Here is a 19,855-nt window from a genome sequence, read left to right on the forward strand (position 1 = left end):
AATGAACAAGAAAAACTAAAATAAATATGATAACCTTCATCCTAAATAACAAAACCATTACAACTCCAGAAAACTCTGGAATGACCCTTTTGGATTTTGTGCGCTACCAGCAACGTCTTACAGGAACAAAAATCGGTTGTCGTGAAGGGGATTGTGGAGCTTGTACCGTTTTAGTTGGCACTTTAGAGAATGACAGGATTAATTACCAAAGTATCACCTCTTGTATTTCACCATTAGGCAATGCACATGGCAAACATATCGTCACGGTTGAAGGCACAAACCTTAAAGACAAACTAACCACAGCTCAAGAAGCTATGAAAGCCAATTACGCCACGCAATGTGGCTTTTGCACACCAGGTTTTGTGGTGGCTTTAACTGGTTTTGCGTTATCAAATTCAGAATACAATTACAACAATGCCTTAGATGCTATTAGTGGAAATATTTGCCGATGCACAGGTTATAAAGCGATTGAAAAAGCGGCTCATCAAGTGGTTGAAAAACTAGAGCATCAAAAACAAAATTCTATTAATTGGCTCGTTGAAAATGATTTTATTCCAGCGTATTTTGAAAGTATTCCAAAACGTTTAAAGGACATTGAAATTGCCGATTTAAACCAACCTAAAGGAAAGTATGTTTCTGGCGGAACTGACTTATACGTTCAACAAGCGGATCATTTAGCAGATAACGATGTGCATCTTATTGCTGAAAAGGATTATTTAAAAGGTATCAAAATTGAAAATGGAATTTGCACCATCGGAACCAACGCTACAGTTTCCGATTTATGGAATCACACCGAACTCAACACGTTTTTTCCAAACCTAAAAAAGCATTTAAAATTAGTCTCTTCAGAACAGATTAGAAATATGGCTTCACTTGGCGGAAATCTTGTGAATGCGTCGCCTATTGGAGATATGACCATTTTCTTTTTGGCATTAAATAGCGATATCACCATTATCAATGAAAAACATAAAGAGCGAACAATTGCGCTCAAAAACTTCTTTCAGGATTATAAGACATACGATTTAAAAGACGGAGAACTTTTAAAAGCTATTAGCTTTAAGTTACCAACAGTGCACTCATTTTTCAATTTCGAAAAAGTTTGCAAACGCACCCATTTAGATATTGCCAGCGTGAATTCTGCCTTAAGTATAAACGTTGAAAACGGAACTATTACAGAGGCCAATGTGTCGATTGGAGGAGTTGCCGCAATTCCGAAATATTTACACGATACGTCAGCATTTTTAGTAGGAAAAACTTTGAATTCAGAAACGATACTAGAAGCTAACGAGATACTTCAAAATGAAATCAGTCCAATTAGTGATGTTCGTGGCACAAGCGACTATAAGCGTCTGTTAGGAAGACAATTGTTCTTTGCGCATTTTACAGCGTTATTTCCAAAGCAATTCACTTTAAACGATTTTGTTCAACATGCATAAAAACAAGACCAATAACGAGCTCAACACAAAGTTAGATGCGGTTTCAAAATCATTAAAACGAAGCATTAAAAACCTTGATTCTTACACACATGTTCGAGGTGAGTCCTTGTATGTTGACGATGTAAATATTAGACAAGGTACGTTTCACGCAGTGGTTTTTGATTCACCAAAAGCACACGGAAAAATAAAGCATATCAATTATTCTAAGGCAGAAGCATTAGAAGGTGTCGAACGTATTTTTACTTACAAAGATATTCCTGGTCAAAATGAAATTGGCGGCATCATTGCAGACGAACCTTTATTTGCCGAAGAGGATGTTCATTTTTGGGGAATGCCAATTGCCTTAATTGTTGCTAAAACCGAATTTATTGCAAGAAAAGCAAGAGGTTTAATCGACATTGAAATTGAAGATTTACCAGTCATTACAACAGCAAAAGAAGCTAAGGCAAAAGGCAGCTTTATTAATGCACCACGTTCTTTTAGCTTAGGTGATTCCGAAAAAGCATTCACAAACTGTGACTATATTTTTGAAGGAGAAACCTTCTCAAACGGTCAGGAACATTTATACATCGAAGCACAAGGAGCTTACGCAGAACCGATGGAAAATGGTAATATAAAAATTACCTCATCTACTCAAGGACCAACTGCTGTTCAGAAAACAGTCGCACGCGTTTTGGGTGTTGCCATGCACAAAATTGAAGTTGATGTCACACGTCTTGGTGGTGGATTTGGTGGCAAAGAAGACCAAGCGACTCCTTGGGCTGTGATGGCAGCTTTGGCAACGTATCATTTAAACCAATCCGTAAAATTAATATTGAATCGACATGACGATTTACGCATGACAGGCAAACGTCATCCTTATGAAAGTTCATATAAAATCGGATTATCTAAAGATCTAAAAATACTAGCTTACGAGGCTGAATTTCTTCAGAATTCAGGAGCAGCAGCAGACTTATCTCCTGCTATTGCAGAGCGAACATTATTCCATGCCACCAACAGTTATTTTGTACCAAACGTCACTACAAAAGTATTGAGCTGCAAAACCAATTTACCTCCAAATACGGCATTTAGAGGTTTTGGTGGACCTCAAGGTATGTTTGTTATAGAATCAGCCATAGCAAAAGCTGCAAATGAAATTGGTGTGCATCCAAGAGCTATTCAAGAAGCTAACTTATTGGATGAAAACGACACGTTTTCTTATGGACAAATTGCTAAAAAAGTAGAAGCTAAAAATAGCTGGAATTCTGCTAAATCCATTTACGATTTAGATGCATTAGAACAAGAGGTTAAAGATTTCAATTCTAATAATTCGAGCTTTAAAAAAGGAATCGCATTAATGCCTATTTGTTTTGGTATTTCGTTTACCAATACACCAATGAATCATGCTCGTGCGTTGGTTCATATTTATTTAGATGGCAGTGTTGGCATTAGCACAGCTGCTGTGGAAATGGGACAAGGAGTGAATACTAAAATGATGCAAATTGCTGCTGATGTATTTTCGATTCCTATTGAAAAAATTAAGATTGAAACCACCAATACCACTCGTGTTGCCAACACCTCACCTTCTGCTGCAAGTTCAACAGCAGATTTAAACGGAAAAGCAACATTGATGGCTTGTAATGCTTTGGTAGAACGTTTAAAATTAGTGGCTTCAGAAGACTTAAATACCTCAGAAAAAGATATTACTTTTAAAGATGAAGTGGTTTATATTAATGACAAAAAAACAGATTTAACTTGGACAGAACTTATTAGTAAAGCGATGCTAAAACGTGTGGCTTTAACCGAAAATGCACACTACGCAACACCAGAAATTCACTTCGATAAAACCAAAGAAAAAGGTCACCCTTTTGCTTATCATGTGTATGGAACAGCAATCACAACGGTTACCGTAGATTGTACTCGAGGCACGTATGAATTTGATAGTGTAAAGATTGTTCACGATTACGGAAAAAGCATGAGTGAAGGCATTGATTTAGGTCAAGTTGAAGGTGCATTGGCACAAGGTATTGGTTGGATGACGATGGAAGAGATTGCTTATAATGATGAAGGTCGCTTATTGTCGAATGCCTTATCAACCTATAAGATTCCTGATATATTTTCGGTACCTAAAGACGTGGAAGTGATTCCTGTAGAAACTCAGGGTCACGAATTAGCAATATTGAAATCTAAAGCTGTAGGTGAACCACCTCTAATGTATGGTATCGGAGCTTATTTTGCAATTCAGAATGCGATAAAGGCGTTTAATCCAAACTATGATTTAAAATTTCATGCACCAATGACACCTGAGAAGGTTCTGATGAGTTTATATGAAAGTCAAAAGAAATAATTAAATCGCAACAAATACAAAATGTTTAAATATTCTATTTGTCATCCAGAAAAAGAAAATATTGAATATAGAGACAATCCCATCTCTGGTAATGAAGTTTTAAGGATTGCCAAAGAATATCCTTGGGTTGAAAAACTAGAACTTTTAGATTCATTAAATGAAGGAGATGTTTGCTATAGCCCTTCATTAGATTTTACTAGTCTTACAAATGAAAAGAGCTTTTGCCTAACTGCTAATTATGATAACACCAAAAAATTAGAATTCTCATTATGGTATAATCGCCCTAAAAAAGTAAAAATTCTATTTGGATTATTAGGTGAAAAAGAAAAAATGGTAGTAGATGACGTTTGGTCTAATAGCTTTGATAAATCCTTAAAATATTTAGAACACTTTGTAATTGGCAACTACTCCCTAATTGAAAAATTATACACAAAATAAAAAAACTATCGCACTACACTACAAAAAACAAAACATCCTCAAAGGCGCACTTATTTACAGTGCCGGTGATACCATTGCTGTACTTTTGTTAGATGAATTTTCATTAACTCGTTTATTGGGAATGATGTTAGTTGGAGCAACGTTTTACGCTTTTGAAATCCCAAATTACTTCGACTGGATTGTAAAAAAGACCCAATTTCTAAATGGCATTAAAGCCACATTAGTAAAGACAGGTTTAGCTATAGCTTATTTTAATCCGTTGTGGATTGCGAGACACTTACTTTTTATTAAACTATTTTCAGGTCAGTTTGAAGCTATTGGATGGAACTTATTAGAGATTGCGTTTTGGTCATTTTTAGCAAACATTTTGATTTCGTTTATTGCGAATTATATCATTCAAAATCGCTTTAAACTAAAATGGCGTTTTCTAGGGTCTGCTATTTTTTCTGCTCTAATGGCTATTTATTATGCTTTGAGTGAGACGCTTTTTAGTTAACAAATTCCTGCGAAGGCAGGAATCTCTTCAAGGTTCAAAATGGATTCCGCATTAGGTGCGGAATGATAAAGATTTCAAATCATCTTTCATTATAATTTTATACTTAAAAATATTATAGTGTTTTAAAGTTTCTTCAATCAATGATTCCCTTACCACAATTATTAAATGAAAGTATTCATTCATAACATATTGTGGAATCAAAATTTCAGCGGCATGATTTAAACCTTCATTTTTCAATTCTAGTTTACCTAATTCATCAATAATTAAATATTTAAAATCTCTTCTCTCATTAGCTTCTAGTAAGTATTTATTTGCTTCTTCAAAAGCAGACTTCAAAAACTGAAAAGGTCCAATGGCAATCGTTTTTTCAGATTCAGATTCAACTTCAAGTTCAAATTTCTCTTGAGATTCAATTTTCAAAAAATAGCGTTTTCCATTGTCGCCATCAGGACACAATAATCCATCAATATCTGTTCTACCACTTACCCACTCTAACAAAGCAGTTGTTTTTCCTGTTCTGATGTTGCCAGTGAGGATATAAATCATTCCGAAGGCAATTTAAAATGAATGCAATTAGAAATGCTATTCGCTATAAAGTATTTGAATCTGTTATATCCTTTTAAATTGGCTGTTTCTTTCCAAGTATAAGCCAAAATCTGTCGGAAATACGGAAACAAATCCATGGCATTGGTAATCTCTTCCTTGTATTGCGATTCTTTCTTATTCAAATATTTTCGAATCACTTTTAATAAAAATGGACCAATTACTAAATACCAAAGCATTAAAATTAAAAAGCTTCGCAACAAAATATACACTGCCTTTTGCCACCCAAATAAATCACCACCAAACAATGAAAATGCTAATACAATTACAGCAACTGTGATTAGCCAAACCCAAATAACTTTGGTTCTGAATGCCACTTTTTTCTTCTGATTTTTAGGTTCTATAGCTTGAGGTTCTAAATAGAAATCTTCTTCTTTTTTACTGGCTATAATTTTAATAATGTTTTTAATGAATATGCCTGCTAAAATCCCACAAACACCATAAACCGAAAGATATAAGATCACTAAAAATGACGTGGTCGATGTTTCTGAAACAAAATCTAATTTTTTCTGAACCCAAGCACCATAAATATTGACAGCTTCCCATAATTCTGTACCATAAACAATAGTGAGAATCAATAATTTTTGAAGTGCAGATTCTAAAAACGTCACCATCCCAAAAATCATCAATGTCAAACCTTTCCAAGAAAAATTTGAAAACAAAAACGCACCAAATAGGGCTTGAAAACTAACAGCAATATAGGCTCCAAAAGGAGAGTATGGACTTACTGCCATTTTTATAATTAGTACAATAACGAGTGCTTTTAATATGGCTTGCCATTTATTTTCAGCATAATAAGCGATTAAACTAATCAGCAAAATCGCAATGCCACCAACAATTAATCCTGTAAATGGTGTATTAAAAACGTGTAGAAATCCACCTAAACCAGATTCGTTAAGTGCCCAAAGTGCGGTTAATTTGTCTATGATGGATTTGTTGTTTTTCATACTAACTTCCTGCGAAGGCAGGAATCTCTTTAGGGTTTATTCTACTTCATTTTTCATATGCACTTCGACTGCGCTCAGTGTGACAACTAGTTCTTCAAACCTTGATAATGCACCTGCAACAGCTGAGCAACAACACTAATTGCAATTTCCTTTGGCGTATCTCCACCTATTGGCAAACCTATTGGGCAAACTACATTTTTCATTCCGTCTTCTATTCCCATTTCTTTAATTAGCATATTATGGAATCTTGCTTTCTTAGTTTTACTTCCTATTAACCCTAAAAATTTGGTTTCGTTTTGCAAAGCCATAGAAATAATATCAAAGTCAATAGCATGGTTATGAGTCAACGCAATGACGTAACAGTTTCTGCCCCATTTTACAGCATCCCTAAAGGTTTTAAAATCTATCTCACTTACCTGACAAGGATTAATACTAGGATCTAATTCCTTTTCTGAAAACCAATCGGTTCTCGAATCGATAAGGTTGACTTTAAATGGTGTACCTACTAATAGGCTGGCAATTTCTTGACCTATATGTCCTGCTCCAAATAAGAATAATTCTGGTGATTGGTTCATGGGTTCTATTATAAATTCAACTTTTCCTCCACAGCATTGTTCAAACTCTGGTCCTAATGTGTAACCAGATTCAATGATTTTATTTTCCTGAAGTGCCTTAATGGCTTGGTCTATGGCTAAAAATTCTAATTTTCCTCCTCCAATAGTTCCAAAAAGTTCTTTCTCTTCTGTAATTATCATTCGCGAACCTAAAACACATGGAGTTGATCCATAACACTTTGTAACAGTTACAAGCGCAACAGGTTGCTGTTTTTTTTTGAATTCAGATAAAATTTCTATCCAGTTCTTCATTTTAAATCGAAAAGAGGAATTAAAAGTAAGGTTTTTTTGAGACAAGCTACAAGCCTCTGCTAAATGTTGATATTTAATAATAAAGGAATTTTAGATTAAAAAAAATAGCTTTTATGTAATCTACAAGAATTAACTTCGACAAAAAGTATTATATTGATTTCTTATACAAATTATAAAAAATAATTCATGTCAAAAACATATTACGATCCTGCTGATCTAAGAAAATTTGGAAATATAACGGAATGGGATGAAGAACTTGGCAACAAGTTTTTTGATTATTATGGTAAAGTGTTTGAAGAAGGTGCATTAACCGCAAGAGAAAAATCACTGATTGCATTAGCTGTTTCGCATACAGAACAATGTCCATATTGTATCGATGCGTATACTAAAGACACACTTCAACGAGGTGTTACTAAAGAAGAAATGATGGAAGCTATACATGTTGGCGCGGCTATAAAAAGTGGAGCTACTTTGGTACATGGAGTGCAAATGATGAACAAGGTGAATAAGTTAGATGGGTAATCCCCATTGTCCTACGGACATTTCCCCTAAGGGGAAAACCTATAAGTAATAATTAAGTAAGCATAACAAACCCGAAACAGATTGATGGCGACAGCAACCAAATCCCTAAAAAAACAAGGAAGCGATTTAGCACAAAGTAATAGACAACTTGAGATTTTATCTAATGGAATTTTTCAAAATGGTGAATTGCCCACGTTTAAAAACAAAATTTCCGAAACGAATCAGTTTCCACTTAAAGCTAAAAAGTTAGAAATACTTCAAATTAATGTTGGTTATATGTGTAACCAAGTTTGTGATCACTGCCATGTCGATGCTGGTCCAGACAGAAAAGAGATTATGACTCGCGATACGATGCGTCAATGTCTTGAAGTGATAAAAAACACTGGAGCACATACACTCGACTTAACAGGTGGTGCACCAGAAATGAATCCAGATTTTAGATGGTTTGTGGAAGAAGCTGCCAAAGCAGGCATCAAAGATTTTATTGTGCGTTCTAACTTGACTATTATTCGTGCGAACAAAAAATATCACGACCTACCAGAATTCTTTAAAAAACATAATGTGCATGTCGTAAGCTCAATGCCACACTGGACACGTGGAAAAACAGACAAACAACGTGGTGATGGTGTTTTTGATAAATCCATTAAGGCTTTGCAAGAATTAAATGCTGTCGGTTACGGCATGCCAGATTCTGATTTAAGATTAGATTTGGTTTATAATCCTTCAGGTGCTTTTTTACCTGGAGACCAAGCATCAATGGAAAAGGATTTCAAGAAAGCATTGCTTGATGATTTTAATATTCAATTTCATAATTTATTCGCGATTACTAATTTACCAATTTCACGATTTTTAGACTACTTAATTGCATCTGAAAATTATGAAGATTATATGTATTCACTTGTTGAAGCCTATAATCCAGCAGCAGTAGAAAACGTGATGTGTACCAATACGCTTTCAGTAAGTTGGGATGGCTATTTGTTTGATTGCGATTTTAACCAAATGTTAGAATTGCCTGTAAATAGTAAAGTGAAACACATTTCAGAATACAATGAAGATTTGCTTGAAGGTAGAAATATTGTTATTTCCCAACATTGTTATGGTTGTACAGCTGGTGCAGGTAGTAGTTGTCAAGGAAGCGTCGCATAAAAAGCCCCTTTAGTTCCCCAGAGGGGAAAACTAAAAATATGAAAAAACAAACGCTATATATATTCTTATTTTTTTCGAGCATTTGTCTCGCTCAAAGTTCTATTTCAGAACTGTTGAAAAAACACAATACTGAAAGTGTGCCTTACATCTCTGTACACGAATTGGCCATGCCAAAAACGGAAGCCATTTTATTGGATTCTAGAGAGCTTATAGAATTTGAAACGAGTCATATTCAGAATGCAATTCATGTTGGTTATGATGATTTTAAAATTGAAACCGTTACCAATCAAATTACAGACAAATCAACAACTATAGTTGTGTATTGTTCTTTAGGCATTCGATCTGAAGACATTGCCGAACAACTTGAAAAAGCTGGCTACACCAATGTTTTTAATTTATTTGGTGGTATTTTTGAATGGAAGAATAACGACTTCAAAATTTACAATGATAAAGGTGAAACTGACGATGTTCATGCCTTCTCAAAAGAATGGAGCCAATGGCTTTTAAAAGGAAATAAAATCTATGACTGATGCACTTGTAATTGTGTTTGTTAAAAACATAAAATTAGGAACTGTAAAAACCAGATTAGCTAAAACTATTGGAGATTTTGGTGCGTTTGAAGTGTATTCAGAACTAGTGAAAATAACCGAAAAAGCAACTGAAGCATTAGACATTGATAAACGCATTTATTTTTCTAATGCTGTTGTGGATACGAAGTGGCAAAATGAATTTAAAACCGTTCAAAGTGGTGCCGATTTAGGCGAACGCATGCTCAATGCTTTTAAAGATGGTTTTGAATCTGGTTACAAACGAATTGTGTTAATTGGATCTGATTTACCAGATATAAATTCAACTCATATTAAAAAAGGCATTGAAGCTTTAGCCTCTAGTGATGTGGTTTTCGGACCTGCAGAAGATGGTGGTTATTATTTAGTTGGTTTATCTAAAATGTACTCCTCAATTTTTACTAATAAACCCTGGAGTCAGTCTAATTTATTAGAACAAACGTTACAAGAGTTACACAACAATAAGGTTACAGTGAGTACCTTAGAGACGTTAAATGATATTGATACGTATGAAGATTTAATTGCTTCAGATTTCTATAAATCGAATAAAAAATTACAAGAATAAATACAACAACTCAATGATTAAACAAATAAAAGAAAGCACCGAATATTTGCAAAGTAAAGGTTTTGAAAACCCAGAGGTTGGTATCATACTTGGTACTGGCTTAGGGAAACTTATTAATGAAATTGAAATCATTGCCGAAGCAAGTTATAACCACATTCCAAATTTCCCAACCGCAACGGTAGAGTTTCATAAAGGCAAATTAATTTATGGAGTTTTAGAAGGAAAAAAAGTGGTGGTTATGCAAGGGCGTTTTCATGTTTATGAAGGTTATACGTTGCAGGATGTTACTTTTCCTGTCCGTATTATGGAAAAATTAGGGATTAAAACCTTATTGGTTTCTAATGCTGCAGGTGCTGTTAATTTAGATTTCAAAAAAGGAGAATTAATGCTCATTGATGATCATATTAATCTTCAAGGAGGTTCACCATTAGCATTTAAAGGAGTTTCCGAATTAGGCGAACGATTTGCAGATATGAGTGCACCTTATGATTTAGAAATCAATTCTAAATTCAAAAGCATCGCCAATAAAAACAACATTACATTACACGAAGGAGTTTACGCTTCAGTTGTTGGACCTCAACTTGAAACCAGAGCAGAATACCGAATGTTAAAAACTATTGGTGCAGATGCTGTTGGTATGAGTACAGTACCAGAGATTATTGTTGCAAACCACTTAGGATTAAAAGCAGCAGCAGTTTCGGTTTTAACTGACGAATGCGATCCGGATAATTTAAAGCCAGTTGACATTGCAGAAATTATTGCTATGGCTGGTAAGGCTGAGCCTGATATGATTACGTTATTTAAAGAATTGATAAAAAGTATCTAGTGTAAAGTATGAAGTGTAGAGTAATTCGTTACCATACTACTTCATACTTAACACTTTATACTAAATACTAATAAAAATGAGTTACTTAGAAGCCACAAACACCCTATACAAAGAAGCAGCACTAACACCAGATGTTGGTTTATGCTGTACCACAAATCCGATTTGGGAATTACCAGGATTAAAAATTCCAAGAATAATGCAAGAGATGAACTACGGTTGTGGTTCTACAGTCCATGCACGCGATTTAACCAATAATCCTAAAATGCTATACGTTGGTGTTGGTGGTGGCATGGAATTGTTACAATTTTCGTATTTCAACAGACAAAAAGGTGGTGTTATTGGTGTAGATGTGGTTGATGAAATGCTTGAAGCGTCTCGCAAAAACTTTAAAGAAGCTGAAGAACAAAACGATTGGTTTAAGTCTGAATTTGTTGAGCTTAAAAAAGGAGATGCCATGAATCTTCCAGTTGAAGACAATAGCATTGATGTGGCGGCTCAGAATTGCTTATTCAATATTTTTAAAGCAGATGATTTAAAGAAAGCTATTGCCGAAATGTATCGTGTATTAAAACCACATGGCCGTTTGGTAATGAGTGATCCAACGTGTGAGCAACCAATGAATGACGCATTGCGTAATGATGATAGACTGCGAGCACTTTGTTTAAGTGGAAGTTTACCTATTGCAGAATACGTAAAAGCATTAACAGATGCTGGTTTTGGGACTATTGAAATTAGAGCACGTAAACCTTACCGAATTTTAGATCCTAAAAATTATCCAACAGACGAATTAATCTATATCGAATCTATAGAAGTTGCAGCTATTAAAGACCCAATGCCAGCAGATGGACCATGTGTTTTTACTGGTAAAGCAGCCATCTATTATGGTGACGAAGATTATTTTGATGACAAAGCTGGGCATGTTTTATTAAAAAATCAACCTTTAGCAATTTGTGATAAAACAGCTGGAGCGTTACAAGCTTTGGGCAGAGATGATATTTATTTTTCAGAATCTACGTTTCATTATGATGGTGGAGGTTGTTGTTAAATAGTGCTATCATTCCTGCTTTCGCAGGAATCTCATTAAATAAAATTGATATGTTATCTTTAGTAAAATAAATAAGCTATTTAGGTTTCGCCTGTCTGCCTGTCGGCAGACAGGCGCTCAACCTGACTGATAATTAATAATAGATTCCTGCTTTCGCAGGAATGACAAAAAAAAAAAAAAACTTCTGCATTCGCAGAAGTATGAGATGGAAAAATACATAGACATCATAAAAAAATCCTATTCAGATTATTGGAATTATCTGAAATATGAACTCATTGACATTAATCATTGGGATAACTTTTTTTATGGTCTTATTATCATTTCACTTGCGGTTTGGATATTAGAAATTGCTTTCCCTTGGCGTAAAGGTCAAGCTATTTTTAGAAAGGATTTTTGGTTAGACACCTTTTATATGTTCTTTAATTTCTTTCTGCTCAACCTTATTGTGCTGATAGCATTATCTAATACTGTTTCAGAATTATTTAATGACATGTTGGGAGTTGTTGGCTTGTCGGTTTCTAGTTTTCAGTTGTTTGACTTGGGTAAATTACCAAAATGGTCAGGACTTTTAATCTTCTTCATTGTTTCAGATTTTGTACAATGGAATACACATCGCTTATTACATCGTTTTGAATGGCTATGGAATTTCCACAAAGTGCATCACTCTGTAAAAGAAATGGGCTTTGCTGCACATTTACGCTACCATTGGATGGAACCTGTGGTGTACAAATCTCTCTTGTATATTCCTATTGCAATTATAGGTGGTTTTGACGCTCATGACTTTGCTATTGTGTATTTCTTTACTATTGCAATTGGCCACCTCAACCATGCTAACTTAGGTTGGGATTATGGGTTTTTAAAATACATTTTCAATAATCCGAAGATGCACATTTGGCATCACGCTAAGGGTTTACCAGAACATGTAAGGTATGGTGTTAATTTCGGACTAACATTAAGTTTTTGGGATTACATCTTTAAAACCAATTTTGTACCATATGATGGCAGAGATATTGAATTAGGTTTTGAAGGTGATGAAACATTTCCTAAGGATTTTGTGAGTCAGGAATTGTATCCTGCATTCTCAAAAAAGCAGGCGTCTGATAAATCGAACTAATTACCATGAAATACTCTTTTGTTTTAATTCTATTACTTTTTATTTCATCGTGTTACGGCACAAAAAAAATAGCTGAATCGCAACCAGAATCAACAAATGAAGTTGCTATTGTAACTGAAGTTTCTGATGTGGTTGAAGCACCTAAAGTTAAAAAAACTCAAGATTCAATTGCATCTTTAACTAAAGGTGATTTTATAATTGTAGTTAAGAAAGAGCCTGAAACAAGTAGTCTAGACACTACTAAAACAGACTTTCACCAAAATTTATCTAAAAGAACCTTAACTGAACACCAACTATGGAATGAGTTATTAGAATTGTACGTTTCAGAAAATGGTAATGTAAATTATAATGGTTTCAAAAAAGACCATAGTAAGCTTTTAGGATATATAAAAGTACTTCAAATCTCATATGAAAAAGTTAATTCAAAAACCGAGAGGTCAAAAGACGAACTACTCGCCTATTGGATTAACGCCTATAATGCATTAACAATAGATTTAATTCTAAGAAATTATCCTACAAAAAGCATAAAAGACATTAAAGATCCTTGGGATCAACGCCTATGGCAATTTGGACATAAGTGGTTAAACCTCAATGATATTGAGCATAATATTTTACGTAAAATGGACGAACCAAGAATTCATTTTGCTATTGTTTGCGCTTCTGTTTCTTGTCCAAAAATTCAAAATGAAGCTTTTACTGCTTCAAATTTAGAAGAACAGCTTAGTAATGCAACTAAAGAATTTTTAGCAGACTCTACTAAAAACGACATCTCTCAAAACAACCTTAAATTGTCAAAAATCTTTAAATGGTTTAAGAAAGATTTTGAACAAGAAGGAAGTTTAATAGATTTTTTAAATCAATATTCAACAGTTATAATTTCAGACTCTGCCAAAAAGAGTTATAAAGATTACAATTGGGATTTGAATGAATAGATAAACTGTCATTGACTACGTCGAAACTGCGATGTCTGAACTTGTTTCAGAATCTCATTATATTAATGATGCTGAAATAAATTCAGCATGACAAAGCATGAAGCACCAGATTTCTATAATAATACCCGTTTTAAACGAAGCCAAAACAATTAAAGATGTACTCTTTCATTTAATTGACAATGCGTCGTTAGCGTCTATTTCAGAAATTATAGTTGTGGATGGAGGTAGCACTGATGGGACACAGAAAATTGTTAGTGGTTTCGTCACTTCGAGTGATTCTGAACAAAGTGAAGAATTATATCGAGAAGCTTACCTAAAAGTTCTCGATACAAAATTCCAAAAAAGGAATTTCACTCGAACTGACATTAAACTATTTTCTTCAGAAAAAGGAAGAGCCAAACAAATGAATCTTGGTGCAAAACATGCTAAAGGAGAGATTTTGTATTTTCTTCATGCCGATTCATTCCCACCGCAACGTTATGATACATTAATTATAAATGAAGTTAAAAAAGGAAACAATGCTGGCTGCTTTAGAATGCAGTTTGACAGTAATCATTGGTGGTTACGTTTAGCAAGTTGGTTAACCCAATTCTCTTGGCGTGCTTGCAGAGGTGGTGACCAAAGTCAATTTATAACTCGTGCTCTATTTGATGAAATTGGTGGTTATGATGAACATTATGCTATATATGAAGACAATATTTTGATTAACGAACTCTATAATCGAAATGAATTTGTTGTGATAAATAAAAAACTAACAACTTCAGCTCGGATGTATAGAAAACATGGTATTTGGAAACTTCAATATCTTTATTGGAGTATCTATGTAAGAAAATGGTTTGGTGCTTCTGCAGATGATTTATGTGCTTATTACAGGAAGCATCTGTGTTAGTTATGCTTCACCATTAGGTTTTATTCGGCCTGCGGATTTTTTAGTTAAATTAATAATTGTCCTAAAATAATTATTCCCTCCATCAAATACCATAAACCAATCTCTTAGTTCATACCAATCATTTTGCGGCTGAAATCTATATGAATAAATAAGAATTTCTTTTTCATTATTATCTGTAAGCATAGGAATAATAAAAAATCTATAATCATCAATATCTATCTTGTTACTCTTATCTTTCATTTTATTATTATAACTTTTTAAACTTGTCTCTAAATTTTCTATGGTCAAACTAACTTCAGAATCATCTAAAAAGGTTTTAGTTTTTCCTTCGGCAAGAGGAAAATTTTTTATTTGTTCTCTTGCAAAATCTAAATCTAGGATTTTATAATTATCCTCTGTTATACCATTTTGACAACTACAAAGCAAAAACAGAATTAACAAAAATTGAATAATTTTCATAGGCTACCTCTTATTCCTTCCCATTTCATTGGGATACAACATAGGTAATGCATCACTTTGAAAAACTTCTTTAGTTTCAATATCGATAGCAGATACTTTACCAGTAAAAGCAGCACCAGTATCCACATTCCAAACGTTTATAGCATTCATTGGTTCCATTTTACCAAAATTTATAGTTGGAGTATGACCAATATAAATTTCTTTGTAATGTTTTAATCGATTTGGGTAAATTACAGAATCTTTATCAATACGTTTATCCATGGTTAAAGCCATTTCCCAAAGGGTTCTGTCATAATAAAATATTTGTTTATTTACTTCTTTTTCCACTCCATGCATCGACGTAAAACCTGCATGCAAAAACAATCTATGCTTCTCATCAAGGTGATATAAAGGCATAGCTTCAAAAAAATCGAGATGCTTTTGTTTATCGTCTTTTGAAAAACTATTATAACTCTCTATGGTTTCTTTACCACCATGTTGGTACCATACATCATTTATATCTCCAAACGCCAACCATTGCTCGCACCACACATCGTGATTGCCTTTTATAAAAATACATTCGTTGGTTTTAGATAATTCTATTAAGTACTGAATAACTTGTGCTGATTCACTCCAACCATCTACATAATCTCCTACAAAAATGAGTTGATCATCAGGTGTTATTTTTGCACGTTCCACAATTTGTATTAATGCTTGTAATCCTCCATGTATATCGCCAATGGCTAGTGTTCTCATTTTAATTTTGTTTTTATCAACAAAGTTAATTTTAAAAATATACTATATAACTATAATTAGACATTGACATAGTCTAAATTAAAAATATTGACCAATTCCAAATACTATACCATTATTGGCTTTCTTGCCTAAACTAAAACCATAATCTATTCTAAAAACCGCATTAAAAATTCTTTTATGTATAAAACGCAGACCCAAACCAGAAAAAACTGTAGCAGACTCTCCTGTAATTAAATCATCTATACTGCCATTTGGTTCTTGCCAAGTACCTGCATCTACAAACGCATTTGCTTGCATTGCAAACCAACCTTTTTCTAATAACGTTTGCCTATATTCTGTGTTTAAGACTATTGATGCCGTTCCACGATCTACAGTATTTCCCACGCCCCTAATATTCAACTGATTATCTAATGCAAAAGGGGCAAACGGTGTACTGCTATTTGTGGCATAACCTATACGTAATCGGTTTGCCCAATTACCTTTAGTACCAATACGCTTAAAATATTCGAAGTCATTTCTACCAATAAAAAAATTCTTTAATAGATTGTTATCCCCTTTTGAGTTTAAAGTAAAGCTATATGTAAAAATGCTCCTAAAACCCTCAACATACTGATAAGAATTAGTAATATTATTAAACTCATATTCACCAACAACAGAAATCCTTTTTACTCCTAATTGTTCAGGGATTTCAGCATTTAAATCCCCTTCTAAATAGTCATAGTCTTCATTTGCTAAATTAATACCTAACTCAAAGCGGTTTTTAAAGTTGTGCTCGTACATAGCACGTATCTCAAAGGCTTTACTATTATATTTATAATTCACATCTTTGTTATTGTCTAGAAATATAGGTTCTTGTAAAATATTATTCTGATAATTTATACCAATACCCAATTTACGATTAAATAGATTAGGCGCTTCCCAAAATACACCATAAGAATTAAAGACATTTTTGCTATAAAAGCCTCCTATAATTTGATTTTGTCCAAGAAAATTAAAATCAAAAATTGATGTACGATATGCTATGTCATCGTTATTATCTTGAGAAACATTTAGCCCAGGAATAATGGCAAAATTTTCAACAACTGTGTAGATTATTTTTACTCTATCTATTTCTACATCATTAATACTGTACGTTGCACTTGCTACTGAAGGCAATAATTTAAATCGTCTCACATCTGAAATGATTTTACTAGAATCTAAAACTGATCCTTCCTTAACGAAGGCTAAACGCTTTAAAAAACTTGTCTTCGTACGCTTATTACCTTCTATAATGACTTCGGAAATAGTTTTGTCTTGAGCCTAACTAAAAGTCACAACAAATAATAGAAAAAATAAAATATTTTGTTTTAAAGATGAATGAATATTAAGTCGAAACTTTCTCAAAAGGCGTGAATTTAAAAATCGATATTTTTTATAAATTTCACCTTTAGACGAATAGTTAAATAATAAATTACATAAGCTTTGTTTGTATTTCCACTTAAATATTCATTAATTAACTTTATAATGGGCTTTAATAATTTCTTCAACAGGCTTATTTTGAGGAGTAAACTGATTATTCTCTAAACCACCAACCCTATCATGATCGATAAACCATTTCCATAAGTAACCACCAGCAAACCAATCTTCTTTCCAAACGGCATTGAATAAAGCTTGTGTGGCATTATTCTGAGCTTCGAGATTCACAGAAGTCATAGAACGGTCGTATCTCCAAGGTTCTTTACCTGTATAATCCACACTTCGGTAACCGAATTCTGTAAACAGAATTGGTCTATCTAACGTTTCTGAAAATTCCTTTAAACCTGGTTTGTGCTTTTCCCAACCTTTTATACAGTCTTCTACCGTTGGAGTTTGCATGTCACTAACAGGAAAGTAAGCATCTATACCAATATAATCTAGTTCTGCCCAAAATGATGTACGCCAAAACTCATCCCAATTGGCAGCATAAGTTAGTTTGCCTTTGTAAATGGTTCTAATTTCTTTAATTAGATTGTGCCAATAATCTGGTCTGTTTTTAATAAATTCCTCGAGCTCTGTACCAATACAAAATACTTCCGCATTTGTCTCTTGGGCTAGTTCAGCAAATTTTAAAATAAAACTAGAGTACGTCTCTTCTAAAATTTTCCAATTAGCTTCAGATTCCATTTTTAAAAAACCTGTAAACTCGCCATGTCTTAACCACAATTGTGGCTTAATCATAATAGCCATATCGTGCTTTCTCAATGCTTCAATATATTGTTTTACTCCAGCTTTGGTTTCACCAAACCACTGACGATTTGTGCTATGTATAATTTCAGGATGACTCTTATCTCTAATAAACCCAAAGGGCATTACTGCAGCAGCATTAGCATAAATATTTGCCACAGGTTGCGTATGCGTGCTATCTACGGCATTACCAGCTGCTACAAAACTTACTCCATTAATTTTTGAAGGTACATACTTAGTCGCAGCACAACCTACCAAAATGAAAACTAAAAGAGCATAGCAAAAATATCTCATACTATAAATTTATGCCTAAATTTAAAGGAAATTCATTTATCGCTGTTAAGGTTTTTAAAAAACCTTCGACTTAAGGGTAACTAACTAAAATTTATGGAGCATATTGTTATTATTGGTAATGGAATTTCTGGCGTTACACTCGCTAGGCATATCCGAAAATTATCTGATAAAAAAATTACCATTGTTTCTGCCGAAACCGATTACTTCTTCTCGCGAACAGCCTTGATGTATGTTTATATGGGACACATGAAGTTTGAGCACACCCAACCTTACGAAAACTGGTTTTGGAAAAAGAATAGAATAGAACTGAAAAAAGGCTACATAAAAACGGTTGAAACCAAATCTAAAACCTTGCATTTTGCGGATGGTGATACTCTGCAATATGACAAATTAGTGATTGCAACAGGAAGTAAACCTAACAAATTTGGTTGGCCAGGACAAGATTTAAACGGTGTTTTGGGCATGTACCACAAACAAGACCTAGAAAATCTTGAAAAACTAGCACCTAGTAAAGAAGTTTGTAAACGTGCCGTGATTGTAGGTGGTGGATTAATTGGAATTGAACTTGCTGAAATGCTAAATTCCAGAAAGATTCCTGTGACCTTTTTAGTGCGTGAATCTAGTTTTTGGAATGGTGTTTTGCCAGAAGGAGAAAGCCAAATGATAAACGAACATATAAAGCATCATCATATAGATTTAAGACTTTCAACCAATTTGAAAGAAATAAAATCGGACGAAAACGGAAACGTTAAATCTGTAATTATTGAAGAAACTAGCGAAGAACTCACTTGTAACGTGGTAGGCTTAACAGCAGGAGTGTCACCAAATATTGATTTTATTAAAGATTCTGAAATTGAAACAGGTCGTGGTGTAAAAGTGAATCGTTTTCTTGAAACCAATATACCAGATGTATATGCTATTGGTGATTGTGCTGAGCAACATGAAGCCATTGGAAACCGAAGACCGATTGAAGCCGTTTGGTACACAGGTCGTATGATGGGCGAGACTTTAGCACAAACCATTTGCGGCAACCGAATTGCATACAAACCAGGCCATTGGTTTAATTCTGCTAAATTTTTAGATATCGAATATCAGACTTACGGTTGGGTTCATGGCAGTAAAGGACGACCAGATTATGAACAACATTTTCATTGGAAACACCCAAAAGAGGACATTTGTATTACAGTCGCTTTTCATAAAGACACCAATGAATTTTTAGGCATAAATACCTTCGGAATACGAATGCGTCACGAAATTTTTGACCGATGGCTTACGGAAAAAAGAGATGTCAACCATGTAATGAGTTATCTCAAGGATGCCAATTTTGATCCTGAATTTTATAAAGCTTATGAAAGTGATATTATAAAACAATTCAACACCGAATTTAACACCAATCTTACAACACATAAAAAAAGCTGGAAACGCATTTTTAGCAAAGCCTAATTGAA

General features: G+C 33.9%; 21 protein-coding genes. 14 read left to right on the plus strand and 7 right to left on the minus strand.

Going from position 1 to position 19,855, the window contains the following annotated elements:
- Positions 1 to 26 precede the first annotated feature (26 nt).
- The 4 genes from H8K90_RS02695 to H8K90_RS02710 are packed head-to-tail and all read left to right on the plus strand — an operon-like array spanning position 27 to position 4,696.
- Entirely contained in the window at positions 27 to 1,436 is a 1,410-nt protein-coding gene (locus H8K90_RS02695) for an FAD binding domain-containing protein (RefSeq protein ID WP_186844395.1), read from the plus strand.
- Entirely contained in the window at positions 1,429 to 3,762 is a 2,334-nt protein-coding gene (locus tag H8K90_RS02700; protein ID WP_222611302.1) for a xanthine dehydrogenase molybdopterin binding subunit, read from the plus strand. Before H8K90_RS02695 ends, H8K90_RS02700 begins: the two co-directional genes overlap by 8 nt.
- 21 nt (positions 3,763 to 3,783) lie before the next feature.
- Complete coding sequence (locus tag H8K90_RS02705) at positions 3,784 to 4,200, plus strand: hypothetical protein (protein WP_186844396.1); 417 nt, start codon at positions 3,784 to 3,786, stop codon at positions 4,198 to 4,200.
- The gene (locus H8K90_RS02710; RefSeq protein ID WP_222611303.1) at positions 4,178 to 4,696 is read left to right on the plus strand and encodes a hypothetical protein; all 519 of its coding nucleotides are present in this window, start codon (positions 4,178 to 4,180) and stop codon (positions 4,694 to 4,696) included. The genes H8K90_RS02705 and H8K90_RS02710 overlap by 23 nt, the downstream gene beginning before the upstream one ends.
- 51 nt (positions 4,697 to 4,747) lie before the next feature.
- Here H8K90_RS02710 and H8K90_RS02715 read toward each other — a convergent pair whose 3' ends face one another.
- The 3 genes from H8K90_RS02715 to xdhC all read right to left on the minus strand — a co-directional run bounded on the left by H8K90_RS02715 (position 4,748) and on the right by xdhC (position 7,112).
- Positions 4,748 to 5,242 (minus strand): nucleoside-triphosphatase, encoded by a 495-nt coding sequence (locus H8K90_RS02715; protein ID WP_186844397.1) that lies wholly within the window; start codon positions 5,240 to 5,242, stop codon positions 4,748 to 4,750.
- Positions 5,239 to 6,246, minus strand: a complete 1,008-nt coding sequence (locus H8K90_RS02720; RefSeq protein ID WP_186844398.1) for a hypothetical protein — start codon at positions 6,244 to 6,246, stop codon at positions 5,239 to 5,241. Before H8K90_RS02720 ends, H8K90_RS02715 begins: the two co-directional genes overlap by 4 nt.
- A gap of 86 nt (positions 6,247 to 6,332) precedes the next feature.
- A complete protein-coding gene (gene xdhC / locus H8K90_RS02725; RefSeq protein ID WP_186844399.1) occupies positions 6,333 to 7,112 on the minus strand; it encodes a xanthine dehydrogenase accessory protein XdhC in 780 nt (259 codons plus the stop codon).
- A 186-nt stretch (positions 7,113 to 7,298) separates the two neighbouring features.
- Here xdhC and H8K90_RS02730 point away from each other — a divergent pair, with 186 nt between their 5' ends.
- From H8K90_RS02730 to H8K90_RS02770, 9 genes are all read left to right on the plus strand, one after another.
- A complete protein-coding gene (locus H8K90_RS02730) occupies positions 7,299 to 7,634 on the plus strand; it encodes an arsenosugar biosynthesis-associated peroxidase-like protein (protein ID WP_186844400.1) in 336 nt (111 codons plus the stop codon).
- A gap of 84 nt (positions 7,635 to 7,718) precedes the next feature.
- Positions 7,719 to 8,780: an arsenosugar biosynthesis radical SAM (seleno)protein ArsS gene (arsS, locus tag H8K90_RS02735; RefSeq protein ID WP_186844401.1), complete on the plus strand. Its 1,062-nt coding sequence runs from the start codon at positions 7,719 to 7,721 to the stop codon at positions 8,778 to 8,780.
- Between the two features lie 38 nt (positions 8,781 to 8,818).
- On the plus strand, positions 8,819 to 9,310 hold the full coding sequence (locus tag H8K90_RS02740; protein WP_186844402.1) for a rhodanese-like domain-containing protein: 492 nt from the start codon (positions 8,819 to 8,821) through the stop codon (positions 9,308 to 9,310).
- On the plus strand, positions 9,303 to 9,911 hold the full coding sequence (locus tag H8K90_RS02745; RefSeq protein ID WP_186844403.1) for a TIGR04282 family arsenosugar biosynthesis glycosyltransferase: 609 nt from the start codon (positions 9,303 to 9,305) through the stop codon (positions 9,909 to 9,911). Before H8K90_RS02740 ends, H8K90_RS02745 begins: the two co-directional genes overlap by 8 nt.
- Positions 9,912 to 9,924: 13 nt before the next feature.
- The gene (locus H8K90_RS02750) at positions 9,925 to 10,737 is read left to right on the plus strand and encodes a purine-nucleoside phosphorylase (protein WP_186844404.1); all 813 of its coding nucleotides are present in this window, start codon (positions 9,925 to 9,927) and stop codon (positions 10,735 to 10,737) included.
- A gap of 76 nt (positions 10,738 to 10,813) precedes the next feature.
- A complete protein-coding gene (arsM, locus tag H8K90_RS02755) occupies positions 10,814 to 11,782 on the plus strand; it encodes an arsenosugar biosynthesis arsenite methyltransferase ArsM (protein ID WP_186844405.1) in 969 nt (322 codons plus the stop codon).
- A gap of 205 nt (positions 11,783 to 11,987) precedes the next feature.
- Positions 11,988 to 12,896: a sterol desaturase family protein gene (locus H8K90_RS02760; RefSeq protein ID WP_186844406.1), complete on the plus strand. Its 909-nt coding sequence runs from the start codon at positions 11,988 to 11,990 to the stop codon at positions 12,894 to 12,896.
- A gap of 5 nt (positions 12,897 to 12,901) precedes the next feature.
- Positions 12,902 to 13,828 (plus strand): DUF547 domain-containing protein, encoded by a 927-nt coding sequence (locus H8K90_RS02765; protein WP_186844407.1) that lies wholly within the window; start codon positions 12,902 to 12,904, stop codon positions 13,826 to 13,828.
- A 97-nt stretch (positions 13,829 to 13,925) separates the two neighbouring features.
- The gene (locus H8K90_RS02770; RefSeq protein ID WP_186844408.1) at positions 13,926 to 14,717 is read left to right on the plus strand and encodes a TIGR04283 family arsenosugar biosynthesis glycosyltransferase; all 792 of its coding nucleotides are present in this window, start codon (positions 13,926 to 13,928) and stop codon (positions 14,715 to 14,717) included.
- On the opposite strand, the gene H8K90_RS02775 is transcribed toward H8K90_RS02770, so the two are convergent.
- From H8K90_RS02775 to H8K90_RS02790, 4 genes are all read right to left on the minus strand, one after another.
- Entirely contained in the window at positions 14,718 to 15,176 is a 459-nt protein-coding gene (locus tag H8K90_RS02775; protein ID WP_186844409.1) for a hypothetical protein, read from the minus strand.
- Positions 15,177 to 15,179: 3 nt separating this feature from the next.
- Entirely contained in the window at positions 15,180 to 15,911 is a 732-nt protein-coding gene (locus H8K90_RS02780; RefSeq protein WP_186844410.1) for a metallophosphoesterase family protein, read from the minus strand.
- A 78-nt stretch (positions 15,912 to 15,989) separates the two neighbouring features.
- On the minus strand, positions 15,990 to 17,195 hold the full coding sequence (locus H8K90_RS02785) for a POTRA domain-containing protein (protein WP_186845249.1): 1,206 nt from the start codon (positions 17,193 to 17,195) through the stop codon (positions 15,990 to 15,992).
- 204 nt (positions 17,196 to 17,399) lie between these two features.
- Positions 17,400 to 18,407: a glycoside hydrolase family 113 gene (locus tag H8K90_RS02790; RefSeq protein WP_186844411.1), complete on the minus strand. Its 1,008-nt coding sequence runs from the start codon at positions 18,405 to 18,407 to the stop codon at positions 17,400 to 17,402.
- 93 nt (positions 18,408 to 18,500) lie between these two features.
- Here H8K90_RS02790 and H8K90_RS02795 point away from each other — a divergent pair, with 93 nt between their 5' ends.
- Entirely contained in the window at positions 18,501 to 19,850 is a 1,350-nt protein-coding gene (locus tag H8K90_RS02795) for an NAD(P)/FAD-dependent oxidoreductase (RefSeq protein ID WP_186844412.1), read from the plus strand.
- The last annotated feature ends 5 nt before the right edge of the window (positions 19,851 to 19,855 follow it).

It is taken from the genome of Winogradskyella echinorum, assembly GCF_014297365.1.
GTDB lineage: Bacteria > Bacteroidota > Bacteroidia > Flavobacteriales > Flavobacteriaceae > Winogradskyella > Winogradskyella echinorum.

Bases quoted from the DNA above. Each gene is read 5' to 3' on its own strand.
- H8K90_RS02695 (WP_186844395.1), top strand. From the start codon at position 27: ATGATAACCTTCATCCTAAATAACAAAACCATTACAACTCCAGAAAAC.
- arsM (WP_186844405.1), top strand. From the start codon at position 10,814: ATGAGTTACTTAGAAGCCACAAACACCCTATACAAAGAAGCAGCACTA.
- H8K90_RS02715 (WP_186844397.1), bottom strand. From the start codon at position 5,242: ATGATTTATATCCTCACTGGCAACATCAGAACAGGAAAAACAACTGCT.
- arsS (WP_186844401.1), top strand. From the start codon at position 7,719: ATGGCGACAGCAACCAAATCCCTAAAAAAACAAGGAAGCGATTTAGCA.
- H8K90_RS02750 (WP_186844404.1), top strand. From the start codon at position 9,925: ATGATTAAACAAATAAAAGAAAGCACCGAATATTTGCAAAGTAAAGGT.
- H8K90_RS02770 (WP_186844408.1), top strand. From the start codon at position 13,926: ATGAAGCACCAGATTTCTATAATAATACCCGTTTTAAACGAAGCCAAA.
- H8K90_RS02720 (WP_186844398.1), bottom strand. From the start codon at position 6,246: ATGAAAAACAACAAATCCATCATAGACAAATTAACCGCACTTTGGGCA.
- H8K90_RS02765 (WP_186844407.1), top strand. From the start codon at position 12,902: ATGAAATACTCTTTTGTTTTAATTCTATTACTTTTTATTTCATCGTGT.
- H8K90_RS02775 (WP_186844409.1), bottom strand. From the start codon at position 15,176: ATGAAAATTATTCAATTTTTGTTAATTCTGTTTTTGCTTTGTAGTTGT.
- H8K90_RS02705 (WP_186844396.1), top strand. From the start codon at position 3,784: ATGTTTAAATATTCTATTTGTCATCCAGAAAAAGAAAATATTGAATAT.
- H8K90_RS02700 (WP_222611302.1), top strand. From the start codon at position 1,429: ATGCATAAAAACAAGACCAATAACGAGCTCAACACAAAGTTAGATGCG.
- xdhC (WP_186844399.1), bottom strand. From the start codon at position 7,112: ATGAAGAACTGGATAGAAATTTTATCTGAATTCAAAAAAAAACAGCAA.
- H8K90_RS02795 (WP_186844412.1), top strand. From the start codon at position 18,501: ATGGAGCATATTGTTATTATTGGTAATGGAATTTCTGGCGTTACACTC.
- H8K90_RS02740 (WP_186844402.1), top strand. From the start codon at position 8,819: ATGAAAAAACAAACGCTATATATATTCTTATTTTTTTCGAGCATTTGT.
- H8K90_RS02760 (WP_186844406.1), top strand. From the start codon at position 11,988: ATGGAAAAATACATAGACATCATAAAAAAATCCTATTCAGATTATTGG.
- H8K90_RS02780 (WP_186844410.1), bottom strand. From the start codon at position 15,911: ATGAGAACACTAGCCATTGGCGATATACATGGAGGATTACAAGCATTA.
- H8K90_RS02730 (WP_186844400.1), top strand. From the start codon at position 7,299: ATGTCAAAAACATATTACGATCCTGCTGATCTAAGAAAATTTGGAAAT.
- H8K90_RS02745 (WP_186844403.1), top strand. From the start codon at position 9,303: ATGACTGATGCACTTGTAATTGTGTTTGTTAAAAACATAAAATTAGGA.
- H8K90_RS02790 (WP_186844411.1), bottom strand. From the start codon at position 18,407: ATGAGATATTTTTGCTATGCTCTTTTAGTTTTCATTTTGGTAGGTTGT.